A 12,804-nucleotide genomic window follows, 5' to 3' on the forward strand; every position below is an offset into this window, starting at 1 on the left:
TCCTTGCCCGTGCCGGTCTCGCCGATGATCAGGATATTTGCGTCGCTGGGCGCGACCAGCTGGATCCGCTCAAGCAGTTCGATCGAGCGGGGATCGACGAAGACCTGCGCGCGTGCACGGATCGAGGTGGTCAGCGAATGCCTGTGCGGCAGCGTGAGGACAGAAACATCGCCGTTGGCTTCGGCATCATCGGGCCATGCGTGGGAGAGCGGTTGGTTCATGAGTAGAAGCTCGGCGTAGGATAGGTTCGGTTGAGCGCCCATTCGCCGATCTCGCGGATCTTGTAGGCGAGCGGATCGTGTAGCGTATGGGTGCGCAGGTTGCGCCAGTGGCGGTCGAGCCGAAGCTCTCCATGGGTCGCGCGGGCGCCGGCGACATCGAACATGCGCGTACAGATGTCGAGGCCTGTTTGTGCGGCCACGACCTTCGCGCTGGCAATGGCCAGCGCCACCTCGCCGCGTTCGGTCGCCGTGAGGCCGGTGTCGCGCGACCATGCCTTGTCCAGTCCTGCAGCGGCCCGGTCCGCGAGCGCGCGGGCGGATTCCAGTCCGAGCCAGAACTCGCCGTACTGGCTCAGGATGTACGGGTCCTCGCCGGTGCTCGCGACCTTCGCGGCGGGCCAGGGCCGTGCTTCGTTCAGGGTGTAGTGACGGGCGTCCTCGAACGCGGCCTCGGCAATGCCGAGATAGATGTTCGTCAGGATCAGTTGCGCAATGAGTGGCCTCAGACATGCAAACGGCGACGAGAGCGGTCCTGGGTCCGAAAGGATCTCGTGATGCTCGACACGGACCCGTTCGAACGTCACCGAACCGCTGTCGGTCTGGCGTTGGCCGAAATTATTCCAGTCGTCTGCAATCGCGATGCCGCTTCGCTGGGTTGGCACGGCGGCTACGAGAAACGCACGCGTTTCGGCGTGGCGCGCGGAGACGATCAGCATTTCCGAGTCGAGCGCGCCCGAGCAGAAGCTCTTTTGCCCGCTGAATTCGAGCCACGCTCCGCGCGGATGCGCAAGTGTGCGTTCGTCGAGCGGATTGAGCGCATTGCCCCAGAACCACCGGTGCCGCGAGGTCTGTTCGAACAGCGCCTGCCATTGCTCCCGCGAGCCGAACAGGCGGGCCGTGGCCAGCATCAGGTGATGGAATCCGAACACGTGCGCGAGTGAACTGTCGGCGCGCGCGAGCACGCGCACGACGTCGAGAGTCGTGCGCCAGTCCGCACCGAGGCCGCCATGTACCGCAGGGATGCTCAGTGCGAGCAGGCCGCTCGCACGCAGCGCGTCGCGTTCCGCCTTCGGTGTGCCGCCGCGCGCGTCGCGCTCAGCTGCGGTCCGCGCAAAGCGTTCAGCAAGACGCCGGGCGACGCTCAATGGCGATTCGACCTGCGGGATGGGCCGGATGTCCTCCGGCGCGTCGGCCAGCGGCAACGATAGGGAAGTGGATGCCATTGCAGTGTGATCGGGTGAAGCAGCACTGCACGCGCATGCGTGCTGCAGGATCAGCACAGTGTTCAAGGTTTTGGCACTCGAGAGAAGCAAGGATTTCTCATAACCTAATCAGGCTGCTGCGCTAGCAGCATCGAGACGCGAACCCATGCGTCTTAAGTACTTCCATTCATGTGACGAACCAGTGCTGCTGCGTGGGAAGCAACGAAGAAGCAGCGCTGTTGCCGGTGCGTCATCACATGTCGGCATATCGATCCGAGTGCTGCCGGGATGTGCTTATCAGGTGCATTTCCCCTTCTGGTAAGCCGCTCGATGACGAAAACTGCTGCTATGTCAGCTGTTCAGCTGTAAGTAGCCAGTTCGCGCGATTTGGCACAGTCCTTGCCTTTAGCTCATGACGGGACCGATCAGGCACGTCCCGATTCACGAAGGAATCCTCATGAGCAAGAAACACAAGATCGTGGCCGTGTCGGGCAGCTTGCAGCGGCCGTCGCGCACGCTGGCGCTGGTGCAGTCGCTGCTGTCCGCGCTGGAAGCCGCGCTGCCTGTCGAAATCCGCGTGATCGATCTCGGCGAGATCGCCGGACGGCTCTCCGGTGCGCTTACGCGTGCGCAGGTGCCGGCGGATATCGAAGAACACATCCGGGCGATCGAGACAGCCGACCTCGTGATTGCGGCAAGTCCGGTGTATCGCGCCTCCTATACCGGCCTCTTCAAGCATCTGTTCGATCTCGTGCACCACGAGGCGCTGATCGATGTTCCGGTGGTGCTGGCCGCCACGGGCGGCAGCGAGCGTCATGCGCTCGTGATCGATCACCAGTTGCGGCCGCTCTTCAGCTTCTTCCAGGCGCACACGCTGCCGATCGGCGTCTACGCCTCCGAAAGCGATTTCGATCGCTACGAGATCGCAAGCGACGCGTTGCGCGCTCGTATCGCACTCGCTGTAGAGCGTGCGGCACCGTACGTCGGTGCGCGTGCGGAAAACGTCACTGCGGCGCTCGCCGTTTGAATCCAAAGTCATTCAAGGAATCTTCAATGAGCCAGACTTCCCAAACCAGAGATGCCGTCAAGTTCGCCTACTGGGTGCCCAACGTGAGCGGCGGCCTTGTCGTCAGCACGATCGAGCAGCGCACCGACTGGAGCCTCGAGTACAACCAGCGTCTTGCGCAGACCGCCGAGCGTGCGGGCTTTGAATATGCTCTGAGCCAGATTCGCTTCACGGCCGGCTACGGCGCGGAGTATCAGCACGAGTCGGTCTCGTTTAGCCAGGCGCTGCTGCAGTCGACCACCAAGCTCAAGGTGCTCGCAGCGATCCTGCCTGGTCCGTGGCATCCGGCAGTGGTCGCCAAGCAGATCGCCACCATCGACCACATCTCGAACGGCCGCATCGCGATCAACGTCGTGAGCGGCTGGTTCAAGGGCGAGTTCACCGCGATCGGTGAACCGTGGCTCGAGCACGACGAGCGTTACCGCCGCTCGAACGAGTTCATCCGCGCGCTCAAGGGCATCTGGACCGAGGACAACTTCACGTTCAAGGGCGACTTCTACCGCTTCAACAACTACACGTTGAGTCCGAAGCCGGTGCAGAAGCCCCATCCCGAGATTTTCCAGGGCGGCAGCTCGCGCGCGGCGCGCGACAACGCGGCGAGCGTATCGGACTGGTATTTCACGAACGGCAACACGCCCGAGAATCTCAAGGCCCAGATCGACGATATCCGTGCGAAGGCGGCGCAGAACAATCACCAGGTGCGTATCGGCGTCAATGCCTTCGTGATCGCGCGCGATACCGAAGAGGAAGCGAAGGCCGTGCTCGACGACATCATCAGGCATGCGCACGTCGAGGCGGTGCACGCGTTCGGCGATGCGGTCAAGGAGGCGGGCAAGGCGTCGCCGGAAGGCGAGGGCAACTGGGCCAAGTCGACCTTCGAGGATCTCGTTCAGTACAACGACGGCTTCCGCACGAACCTGATCGGCACGCCGCAGCAGATCGCCGAACGTATCGTCGAACTGAAGTCGATCGGGGTCGACCTGGTGCTGACCGGCTTCCTGCATTTCATCGAGGAAGTCGAGTATTTCGGCCAGAAGGTGCTGCCGCTCGTGCGCGAGCTCGAGGCGCAGCGCGAAAAGCAGGCCGCCTGACGCAAGCGGCGGCGGGGCGGGGCCGGGCGCGCGAGCAGACCCGCCCGCACGAAACAGAAGAACACAACTGGGAAACGGCACCCCAAGGGGTGAATCAGCATGACGCAAGCCTCGACGGCCCTGCTCGCGCTCGACGGCATTTCCGTGTCGTTCGGGGGCGTCAAGGCCATTACCGATATCAGTTTCGAAGTCGCGGCAGGCGAGATCTGTGCGTTGATCGGCCCGAACGGCGCGGGCAAGAGTTCGCTGCTGAACGTGATCAACGGCGTCTATCGTCCGCAGCATGGCACGCTGCGCTTCGACGGCCATGCTTACCGGCGCATGGACGCGCACGACGCCGCGCATCGCGGCATCGCACGCACGTTCCAGAACCTCGCGCTGTTCCGGCGCATGAGCGTGTTCGACAACGTGCTGGCCGGGCGCAACCTGCATCGCCGTAGTACATGGCTCGAGCAGACACTGCACGTTGGCCGTGCCGCACGGGATGAAGCCTTGCAGCGCGAGCGCGCTGAGCGCGTGATCGAAGCACTGGATCTGCAGCCCTGGCGCGACAGCGTGGTGGGCACCCTGTCCTACGGGTTACAGAAGCGGGTCGAGCTGGCGCGTGCGCTCGCTGCCGAACCACGCCTGCTGCTGCTCGACGAGCCCATGGCCGGCATGAATACCGAGGAGAAGCACGCGATGGCCGGGTACGTGCTCGATGCCAACGAGCATCTGGGCGTCACGGTCGTGCTGATCGAGCACGACATCGGCGTGGTGATGGGCTTGTCCGATCACGTGGTCGTGCTCGACTACGGAAAAAAGATTGCCGACGGCAGGCCCAACGAAGTCCGCACGAACCCGGATGTGCTGGCGGCCTATCTCGGCACACGTCATTGAGAGGGTGCGCAATGCAATTCTTTTTCGAGGTGCTGGTGGGCGGACTGCTGGCCGGCGTGATGTATTCGCTGGTCGCGATCGGCTTCGTGCTGATCTACAAGGCGTCGGGCATCTTCAACTTCGCGCAGGGCTCGCTCGTGCTGTTCGGTGCGCTGACTTACGTGAGCCTCGTTGAGCGCGGCTGGAACCCGTGGCTGTCGTTCGGGGCGACGCTCGCCGCGCTCGTACTGATCGCGATCGCAACCGGCCGCTTCGTGCTGCGCCCGCTCGTCAACCGCGCGCCGATCGTGCTGTTCATGGCCACCCTCGGTCTGAGCCTGATTCTCGAAGGCGCGGCGCAGCTGTTCTGGGGCGCGCAGGTGCACGGGCTCGATCTCGGCATCGACGACCGGCCGCTGCATCTGGGCGGCGTAATGGTGAGCCGCTTCGACCTGTTCGCGGCCGCCACGGCGGGCGTGCTGGTGCTTGCGCTGTCGCAGCTCGCGAAGCGCTCGCGTTTTGGCCTGTCGCTGCGGGCCGTGGCCGACGATCCGCTCGCCGCCTTCGCGGTCGGCGTGCGGCTGCCGCGCGTCTGGGCCATCGTCTGGGCACTGGCTGGCTTCGTCAGCCTCGTTGCGGGTCTGCTCTGGGGCGCGCGGCTCGGCGTGCAGTTCTCGCTCTCGCTCGTCGTGCTCAAGGCTCTGCCGGTGCTGATCATCGGCGGCTTCTCGTCGATCGGCGGCGCGATCGTCGGCGGGTTGCTGGTCGGCGCAACGGAGAAGCTGGCCGAGGTTTATGTCGGGAGCGTGATCGGCGACGGCATCGAGAACTGGTTCCCCTATCTGCTTGCAATGCTGTTCCTGCTCGCGCGCCCGTCCGGCCTGTTCGGCGAGGCGGCCGTCGAGCGCATTTGAGGAAACCTTGATGGAATTGACCCGTCCCCTCGCCGAACCGCGCCGGCTGAACCTGCGCCGGCTGGCGGTGCCGCTTGCGGGCGCGCTCGTCGCGTTTGCCGGCGTGCCGCTCGCGGCGAACGACTACTGGCTGAACGCGATCCTCGTGCCGTTTCTGATCCTGTCCGTGGCCGGACTCGGACTGAACTTCCTGACCGGCTATGCGGGGCAGTTGTCGCTCGGTTCGGCCGCATTCATGTCGATCGGCGCCTATGCGACCTACAACCTGCTCGTACGTGTGCCTGCGTTGCCGCTGCCGGTCGCCCTGCTGCTCGGCGGCCTGGTCAGCGCCGCGGCCGGCGTGCTGTTCGGACTGCCGAGCCTGCGTATCAAGGGCTTCTACCTGATCGTCTCGACGCTGGCCGCCCAGTTCTTCGTGGTCTGGCTGTTCACGCGCGTGGGGTGGTTCTCGAACTACGACACGTCCGGCGTGTTGAGCGCGCCGCAGCTCGCGATCGGTCGCTGGCGCATCGACACGCCGGTATCGCGCTACCTGTTCGTGCTCGGCGTCGCGACCTTGCTGTTCGCATTCGGCGCGAGCCTCGTGCGCAGCGAACTTGGCCGGCGCTGGATGGCTGTACGCGACATGGAAGCCGCCGCGCGCGTGATCGGCATCCCGGTGGGGCGCAGCAAGCTGCTGGCCTTCGCGCTGAGTTCCTTCGTGCTCGGCATCGCCGGCGCGCTGTGGGCCTTCGCGTATCTCGGCACGATCGAGCCGGACGGCTTCAACCTGAATCTTTCGTTCCAGGTGCTGTTCATCATCATCATTGGCGGCATGAGCAGCATTTCGGGCAACTTTCTTGGCGCCGCCTTCATCGTTTTACTGCCGATCCTGCTTTCGAACGCGGCTGGCGCGCTGGCCCACGCGGGCATCGGCGCAGACCAGGTGCAGAACCTGCAGAAGATCGTCTTCGGCACGCTGATCATCGTCTTTCTGATCAAGGAACCGGAAGGCCTCGCGAGACTCGTGCAGATCGTCCGTCAACGTCGGCCGAAGCAATCCTGAGCCGTTAATCTCCCCGCCTTATTGTTTCTTTTATCGTTCAAGGAATATTTTGTTATGCGAAATAATGATATTCGTCCCTCTCGCGCCAAGTGGCGACAGTGGTCCTCGGCTTTCGTGGCCGCGCTTGCGCTCACCGTTGGCGCGTTGCCTCAGGTGCATGCGGCGGGTGAGGAGTATTTTCCGCTGCAAAGCTACCGGGTCGGCCCCTACGCAGCCGGTGGCAGCGGCTTCTTCGGCGGCTTCATCGACTATCTCCAGTTGATCAACGCGCGTGACGGCGGCGTGAACGGCGTCAAGCTCGTATGGAAGGAGTGCGAGACCGAGTACGTGGTGGAGAAGGGCGTCGAATGCTATGAGCGCCTGAAGAGCGGCGGCCCCGACGGTGCGCCGACCGCGGCCACGAACCCGTTGTCGGTCGGTATCGCTTACGCGACGCTCGACCGTTCGACGGCCGACAAGATTCCGCTCATCACGATCAACCACGGCCGCACCGATTCGACTGACGGCGCAGTGTTTCCCTATGTGTTCCCGCTGCAGCTGAATCCGTACAGCGAGGTCTCCGCGATCGTCAACTACATCGGGCAGCGCTCGGGCGGTCTCGCCGCGCTCAAGGGCAAGAAGATTGTCGTGCTATATCACGGTTCGCCGTACGGCCGCGAAACGATTCCGGTGGTCGATCTGCTCGCGAAGAAATATGGCTTCGACGTGACCCAGATCGAAGTGCCGCATCCTGGCAACGAACAGGGTTCGCAGTGGCTGAAGATTCACCAGATCAATCCCGACTGGGTGATCCTGCGCGGCTGGGGTGTGATGAATCCAGTAGCGATCAAGACCGCGCAGAAGGTCGGCTATCCGGTCGATCACATCATCGGCAACATCTGGAGCAACTCCGAGGAAGACGTCCGGCCCGCAGGTGATGCGGCAAAGGGCTTCATCTCGATCACGACGCACCCCTCGGGCACGGACTACCCGGTGCTGCAGGCGATCAACCAGTACGTGGTGAAGCCCGGCAACGGCAACCTCAAGGACCCGGCGCGCTTTGGCACCGTCTACTACAACCTGGGCGTGGTGAACGGTATTCTCAACGTCGAGGCGGTGCGCGTTGCGCAGCGCAAGTTCGGCAACAAGCCGCTCACGGGCGAGCAGGTGCGCTGGGGCTTCGAGCATCTGGATCTGGACGATGCGCGCCTCAAGCAACTCGGCGCACTCGGCCTCGTGCAGCCGCTCAAATTGACCTGCGCGGACCACGAAGGCGGCGGTGCCGTGCGCTTCCAGCAATGGGACGGCCGGAAATGGAACGTGATCAGCAACTGGGTGCAGGCGGACCGCGAGCTGCTACGTCCGATCATCGAGAAGTCGGCGCTGTCGTACGCGAAGGAAAAGGGCATTACGCCACGCGATTGCAGCAAGGACCTCTAACATGACGGGCACTCCGATCCTGCAGGTCGACGAGATCGCCGTGACCTATAGCCAGATCATCCCCGCCTTGCGCGGGGTGTCGCTGGCGGTGCCCGAGGGCGAGATCGTCGCGCTGCTCGGCGGCAACGGCGCGGGCAAGACGACCACGCTCAGGGCGATCTCGAACCTCGTACGCGCGGAGCGCGGCGAACTGACGGGCGGTCGCATCGTCTATCGCGGCGACGATGTCGCGCGCGTCGAGCCGTGGACACTGGTCGAGCGCGGACTTGTCCAGGTGCTTGAAGGGCGGCGCTGCTTTGCGCACCTGTCAGTCGAGGAAAACCTGCGGATCGGATCGTTCGCCAGGCGGCCGCGACGGGCTGAGATCGAGGCCCATCTCGAGCGGATCTACGGGATCTTTCCGCGTCTGAAGGTCAAGCGCCAGTCGCTGGCGGGATTGACGTCGGGTGGCGAGCAGCAGATGGTGGCGATCGGCCGTGCGCTGATGGCGCGTCCTTCGCTCGTGCTGCTCGACGAGCCTTCAATGGGGCTCGCGCCTATGGTCGTGGAGGAAATCTTCGAGATTGTCGCGGCGCTCAACCGCGACGAGGGGGTCAGTTTTCTGCTCGCGGAGCAGAACGCGACGATGGCGCTGCGTTATGCAAAGCATGGCTATGTACTCGAAGGCGGTCGCGTGGTTGCACACGGATCGGCAGCCGAGCTCGCGCGCCTCGACGTGCTGCACGACGCATACCTTGGCGGCGCAGCCGTCGATTACATTGCGCGCCGCTCCGGGCGCGCGAGACAGGCTTTGACTGGCTGATATGTGCCCAAGCGATGGTGTGGAAACGTAGAAGTACCCGGCTCGGGTGTCGTTCAATTCCCATAGCCCGTCATCTTATTGTGCAAAATTTCGAACACCCCGTGCGAACCTGAGGGAATTATCGAACAGCGCGGCAGCGCCCATACTGGCGCCATCCGTTCACGAGGAGCACGACATGCCGCAGCCGTCCAACCATTCCCCCGCCCAGACCCAACAACGCGCACAACCCGCGCGCACGTTCCCATTCGCCGGCCGCACCGTCAACCGTGTGGGCTACGGGGCCATGCAGCTTGCCGGCCCCGGTGTATTCGGCCCGCCGAAGGACCGCGCGGCTGCCGTGGCTGTGCTGCGCGAGGCGCTCGCACTCGGCGTAAACCATCTCGACACGAGCGACTTCTATGGCCCGCACGTGACGAACCAGATCATCCGCGAGGCGCTCCATCCCTATGCCGACGATCTCACGATCGTCACCAAGGTGGGCGCGGTGCGCGACGGCACGGGCGCCTGGCTGCCCGCGCTGGAGCCCTCCGACATCGAGCGCGCCGTGCACGACAATCTGCGCAATCTGGGGCTCGACACGCTCGACGTGGTCAATCTGCGCATCATGGGCGACGTCCACAAGCCCGCCGAAGGCTCCGTCGAACGGGAAATGAACGCGCTCGCCGCACTGCGCGAGCGCGGGCTCGTGCGCCACATCGGCATCTCCAACGCGACAGCGAAGCAGATCGACGATGCAGAAAAGATCGCACCGATAGTCTGTGTCCAGAACCACTACAACCTGGTGCACCGCGACGACGATGGGTTGATCGATGCGCTGGCGGCACGCGGTGTCGCCTATGTGCCGTTCTTCCCGCTGGGCGGTTTCACGCCGATTCAGTCCTCAGCGCTGTCAGACATAGCAAGAATGCTCGAGGCCACGCCGATGGCCGTTGCGCTAGCGCGGCTTCTGCACCGGTCGCCAAATATTCTTTTGATTCCGGGGACATCGTCGCTGGCGCATCTACGCGAGAACATGACAGCGCAGACGCTTGAGCTCTCCGGTGAGGTACTGGCGCAACTGGACGCGATTGGTAAAGGGCAGAAGACAATCGCATGAATCGATCGCCGCAGGCGCACAGGAGAATGTCTACGGCGTGGCCTGTAGCCGGGAACGTTGTATGTATGGGCGCGTTCGAATTGTCCGATAATCCCATCTGATCAGCGCAGGCTGTGCGGGAAATCGAACAGTGCGGGGTGAACCATGCCGATGGAAATGAACGATCTGGCCGCTTTCGTTTCGGTGGCGCGCGCGGGCGGCTTTCGCGATGCGGCGCGCGTGGGCGGCGTTTCGGCGTCGAGCCTGAGTGCTGCGGTGCGCAGGCTGGAGGCGAAGCTCGGGCTGCGCCTGTTGAACCGCACCACGCGCAGCGTCGCGCCGACCGAGGCGGGGCAGCGTCTGCTCGAATCGATCACGCCGCTTTTCAGCGAGATGGAAGCGGCGCTCGACGTGCTCAACGGCTACCGCCAAAAGCCGGCGGGCACGCTCAAGCTCAACGTGCCCGCGAGCGCGGCGCGCACCATCCTGCCGGGCGTGCTCCCGCCGTTCCAACGCGAGTATCCCGAGATCCGCGTCGAGGTGGTGGTGGAGGACGGCTTCGTCGACGTGCTGCAGATCGGCTGCGACGCCGGTATTCGCTACGACGAGCGGCTGGAGCAGGACATGATCGCGATTCCCATCGGTCCGCGCGTGGAGCGCTTCGCGACGGTCGCTTCTCCCGCGTATCTCGCGGCGCGGGGGCGGCCTGAACATCCACGTGAACTGCTCGACCACGCTTGCCTGCGCGTGCAGTTTGCGGGCGGCGCGATGCCGCTCTGGCATTTCGAGCGGGACGGCGAAGTGCTGCGCCTCGACCCGCCCACGGTGCTCGTCGTGCGTCCTGGCGCCGCGCTCGACCTGCTGATCAACATGGCGCTCGACGGCGTCGGCATCGTGTATCTGTTCGAAGAGATGTTGCTGCCGCATATCCGCAGCGGCGCGCTCATGCGCCTGCTCGACGACTGGGATGTGTCGTTTCCGGGGCCGTTTCTCTACTACCCTGGGCGGCGGCACCTGCCGGCGCCGCTGCGCGCGTTCGTCGACTTCGTCAAGGCGAATGCGTCAGACGATTCGGCATCCTGAGTACGCGTCGAGCGCCCAGTATAAGGGCGCGTAACAACAGCGCTCAGCGACGCTTCATGCCGTATTCGATGAACGTGCGGCACAGCAACTCCATGCCTTTCGCGTCCTCTTCGTCGAAGCGCGCGAGATGCGGACTGTCCACGTCCCATACGCCGATCAGCTCGCCGTCCGGCGTGACGAGGGGCACGACGATTTCCGACTGCGAAGCCGAATCGCACGCAATGTGGCCCGCGAACGCGTGCACATCGGGCACCACTTGCGTTTGCCGTGTGGCCGCCGCCGTGCCGCATACGCCCTTGCCCAGGGGAATGCGCACGCACGCCGGTTTGCCCTGGAACGGACCGACCACGAGCTCGGTGCCGTCGAACGAGTAAAAGCCCGCCCAGTTCAGGCCTTCGAGCGAATGAAACACGAGCGAAGCGAAGTTCGCGGCGTTCGCGATGACGTCGGTTTCGCCTTCGAGCAGCGAGCGCGCCTGCGCAGCCAGCGATTCGTAGAGGGCGGGTTTGTCGGAGGGAAGGGTGTCGGAAAGCGAGAACATAAGTCGGTCGATCTGGATATGCGCCGTTCCAGCGAAAGGCGCGGTGGAGCCAAACGAGATTCTAGGCGAGATCGGCTATCGGCAGGAAATCGGCGGGCGCTGAATATGGCGCATCCATGGACGGTAGCGCGCCCTCGTGCGATTATTCACGTTTCGTGTTGAATCTATCCACGCCTGCGGGGCTGGTTGCCGGCGGTTTTTCGGGCATGCTGGCGCATCAGCACAGAATCAACACAGAAAAGGAGAACGCGACATGAGCAAGACATTCAAGATCGCCGCCATCGCCGGCGACGGTATCGGCCAGGAAGTAATGCCCGAGGGCGTGCGCGTGGTCGAGGCGGCGGCCGCGAAGTTCGGCCTGAACCTCGAAATCACGCATTTCGACTGGGCAAGCTGCGATTACTACCTGCAGCACGGCAAGATGATGCCCGACGACTGGTTCGCCACGCTCAAGGGTTTCGACGCGATCTATTTCGGCGCGGTCGGCTGGCCCGACAAGGTGCCCGATCACATTTCCCTGTGGGGCTCGCTGCTGAAGTTCCGCCGCGAGTTCGACCAGTACGTCAACCTGCGCCCGGTGCGTCTGCTGCCCGGCGTGCCGTGTCCGCTCGCCAACCGCAAGCCCGGCGACATCGACTTTCTCGTCGTGCGCGAGAACACCGAGGGCGAGTACAGCTCGGTGGGCGGCAAGATGTTCGAAGGCACCGAGCGCGAGTTCGTGCTGCAGGAGTCGGTGTTCACGCGCCACGGCGTGGACCGCATTCTCAAGTACGCGTTCGAACTCGCAAACCAGCGCGGCCGCAAGAAACTCACGGCAGCCACCAAATCGAACGGCATCTCGATCAGCATGCCGTACTGGGACGAGCGCGTGGCGGCGATGGGCGAGGCGTATCCCGACGTGAAGTGGGACAAGCAGCACATCGACATTCTGTGCGCGCGTTTCGTGCTGCAGCCGGACCGCTTCGACGTGGTCGTCGCCTCGAACCTCTTCGGCGACATCCTTTCGGACCTCGGCCCCGCATGCACGGGCACGATCGGTCTGGCGGCTTCGGCCAATCTGAATCCCGAGCGCAAGTTCCCCTCGCTGTTCGAGCCGGTGCACGGCTCGGCGCCCGACATCTTCGGCAAGCAGATCGCCAACCCCATCGCGATGATCTGGTCGGGCGCGATGATGCTCGACTTCCTCGGCAACGGCGACGCGCAATACAAGGCCGCGCACGACGCGATCATGCAGGCCATCGAGAAGGTGCTGGTGGAAGGCCCGCGCACGCCCGACATGGGCGGCACGGCGAACACGACTGCGCTGGGCGAAGCGGTAGCCGCCGCGCTGTGACGCTGCGGTGACGCCTATGCCGGACGCACCGAAAGCGCCGAAATCTGTCGCGTCGCCGGAGCTCGACGACCTGCGCGTGTTCTGCATGGTCGCGCGCAAAGCGAGCTTCACCGCGGCGGCCGAAGCGCTTGCGGCGTCGCCGGCCTATGTGAGC

At 64.2% G+C, this 12,804-nt stretch carries 14 protein-coding genes; 11 read left to right on the forward strand and 3 right to left on the reverse strand.

The window, feature by feature from the left end:
• Positions 1-221 (reverse strand): sigma 54-interacting transcriptional regulator (locus AB4Y43_RS39415; protein ID WP_368730208.1); only part of this gene is annotated, 221 nt, incomplete at its 3' end.
• A complete protein-coding gene (locus tag AB4Y43_RS39420; protein ID WP_342947417.1) occupies positions 218-1,444 on the reverse strand; it encodes an acyl-CoA dehydrogenase family protein in 1,227 nt (408 codons plus the stop codon). The genes AB4Y43_RS39415 and AB4Y43_RS39420, both read right to left, overlap by 4 nt.
• Before the next feature lie 436 nt (positions 1,445-1,880).
• Here AB4Y43_RS39420 and msuE point away from each other — a divergent pair, with 436 nt between their 5' ends.
• The 9 genes from msuE (at position 1,881) to AB4Y43_RS39465 (ending at position 10,776) form a co-directional block, all read left to right on the forward strand.
• The gene (msuE, locus tag AB4Y43_RS39425) at positions 1,881-2,450 is read left to right on the forward strand and encodes an FMN reductase (protein WP_342947418.1); all 570 of its coding nucleotides are present in this window, start codon (positions 1,881-1,883) and stop codon (positions 2,448-2,450) included.
• A gap of 26 nt (positions 2,451-2,476) precedes the next feature.
• On the forward strand, positions 2,477-3,580 hold the full coding sequence (sfnG, locus tag AB4Y43_RS39430; protein WP_342947419.1) for a dimethylsulfone monooxygenase SfnG: 1,104 nt from the start codon (positions 2,477-2,479) through the stop codon (positions 3,578-3,580).
• A gap of 99 nt (positions 3,581-3,679) precedes the next feature.
• Positions 3,680-4,459, forward strand: coding sequence for an ABC transporter ATP-binding protein (locus AB4Y43_RS39435; protein ID WP_069268637.1), 780 nt, complete (start codon positions 3,680-3,682; stop codon positions 4,457-4,459).
• An 11-nt stretch (positions 4,460-4,470) separates the two neighbouring features.
• Positions 4,471-5,352: a branched-chain amino acid ABC transporter permease gene (locus AB4Y43_RS39440; RefSeq protein WP_342947420.1), complete on the forward strand. Its 882-nt coding sequence runs from the start codon at positions 4,471-4,473 to the stop codon at positions 5,350-5,352.
• Positions 5,353-5,362: 10 nt separating this feature from the next.
• A complete protein-coding gene (locus AB4Y43_RS39445; RefSeq protein WP_342947421.1) occupies positions 5,363-6,397 on the forward strand; it encodes a branched-chain amino acid ABC transporter permease in 1,035 nt (344 codons plus the stop codon).
• A gap of 54 nt (positions 6,398-6,451) precedes the next feature.
• Positions 6,452-7,816 (forward strand): ABC transporter substrate-binding protein, encoded by a 1,365-nt coding sequence (locus AB4Y43_RS39450; protein ID WP_342947422.1) that lies wholly within the window; start codon positions 6,452-6,454, stop codon positions 7,814-7,816.
• A gap of 1 nt (position 7,817) precedes the next feature.
• Positions 7,818-8,618: an ABC transporter ATP-binding protein gene (locus tag AB4Y43_RS39455; RefSeq protein WP_368730209.1), complete on the forward strand. Its 801-nt coding sequence runs from the start codon at positions 7,818-7,820 to the stop codon at positions 8,616-8,618.
• Positions 8,619-8,793: 175 nt separating this feature from the next.
• Entirely contained in the window at positions 8,794-9,714 is a 921-nt protein-coding gene (locus AB4Y43_RS39460) for an aldo/keto reductase family oxidoreductase (protein ID WP_368730210.1), read from the forward strand.
• 150 nt (positions 9,715-9,864) lie between these two features.
• Positions 9,865-10,776, forward strand: coding sequence for a LysR family transcriptional regulator (locus AB4Y43_RS39465; protein ID WP_368730213.1), 912 nt, complete (start codon positions 9,865-9,867; stop codon positions 10,774-10,776).
• A gap of 43 nt (positions 10,777-10,819) precedes the next feature.
• Here the strand turns inward: AB4Y43_RS39465 and AB4Y43_RS39470 are convergent, their stop codons facing one another.
• Positions 10,820-11,317: a GAF domain-containing protein gene (locus AB4Y43_RS39470; RefSeq protein WP_368730211.1), complete on the reverse strand. Its 498-nt coding sequence runs from the start codon at positions 11,315-11,317 to the stop codon at positions 10,820-10,822.
• Positions 11,318-11,570: 253 nt separating this feature from the next.
• Here AB4Y43_RS39470 and AB4Y43_RS39475 point away from each other — a divergent pair, with 253 nt between their 5' ends.
• On the forward strand, positions 11,571-12,650 hold the full coding sequence (locus AB4Y43_RS39475; protein ID WP_368730212.1) for a tartrate dehydrogenase: 1,080 nt from the start codon (positions 11,571-11,573) through the stop codon (positions 12,648-12,650).
• Positions 12,651-12,666: 16 nt separating this feature from the next.
• On the forward strand, positions 12,667-12,804 hold a 138-nt coding region (locus AB4Y43_RS39480; RefSeq protein WP_368730214.1), incomplete at its 3' end, for a LysR family transcriptional regulator.

This window comes from Paraburkholderia sp. BR10872, assembly GCF_040965835.1.
GTDB lineage: Bacteria > Pseudomonadota > Gammaproteobacteria > Burkholderiales > Burkholderiaceae > Paraburkholderia > Paraburkholderia nodosa_A.

Excerpts from the sequence above, each read along its gene's own strand:
- AB4Y43_RS39420 (WP_342947417.1), bottom strand. The coding sequence starts at position 1,444 with ATGGCATCCACTTCCCTATCGTTGCCGCTGGCCGACGCGCCGGAGGAC.
- AB4Y43_RS39450 (WP_342947422.1), top strand. The coding sequence starts at position 6,452 with ATGCGAAATAATGATATTCGTCCCTCTCGCGCCAAGTGGCGACAGTGG.
- AB4Y43_RS39465 (WP_368730213.1), top strand. The coding sequence starts at position 9,865 with ATGGAAATGAACGATCTGGCCGCTTTCGTTTCGGTGGCGCGCGCGGGC.
- msuE (WP_342947418.1), top strand. The coding sequence starts at position 1,881 with ATGAGCAAGAAACACAAGATCGTGGCCGTGTCGGGCAGCTTGCAGCGG.
- AB4Y43_RS39435 (WP_069268637.1), top strand. The coding sequence starts at position 3,680 with ATGACGCAAGCCTCGACGGCCCTGCTCGCGCTCGACGGCATTTCCGTG.
- AB4Y43_RS39440 (WP_342947420.1), top strand. The coding sequence starts at position 4,471 with ATGCAATTCTTTTTCGAGGTGCTGGTGGGCGGACTGCTGGCCGGCGTG.
- sfnG (WP_342947419.1), top strand. The coding sequence starts at position 2,477 with ATGAGCCAGACTTCCCAAACCAGAGATGCCGTCAAGTTCGCCTACTGG.
- AB4Y43_RS39460 (WP_368730210.1), top strand. The coding sequence starts at position 8,794 with ATGCCGCAGCCGTCCAACCATTCCCCCGCCCAGACCCAACAACGCGCA.
- AB4Y43_RS39470 (WP_368730211.1), bottom strand. The coding sequence starts at position 11,317 with ATGTTCTCGCTTTCCGACACCCTTCCCTCCGACAAACCCGCCCTCTAC.
- AB4Y43_RS39475 (WP_368730212.1), top strand. The coding sequence starts at position 11,571 with ATGAGCAAGACATTCAAGATCGCCGCCATCGCCGGCGACGGTATCGGC.
- AB4Y43_RS39455 (WP_368730209.1), top strand. The coding sequence starts at position 7,818 with ATGACGGGCACTCCGATCCTGCAGGTCGACGAGATCGCCGTGACCTAT.
- AB4Y43_RS39445 (WP_342947421.1), top strand. The coding sequence starts at position 5,363 with ATGGAATTGACCCGTCCCCTCGCCGAACCGCGCCGGCTGAACCTGCGC.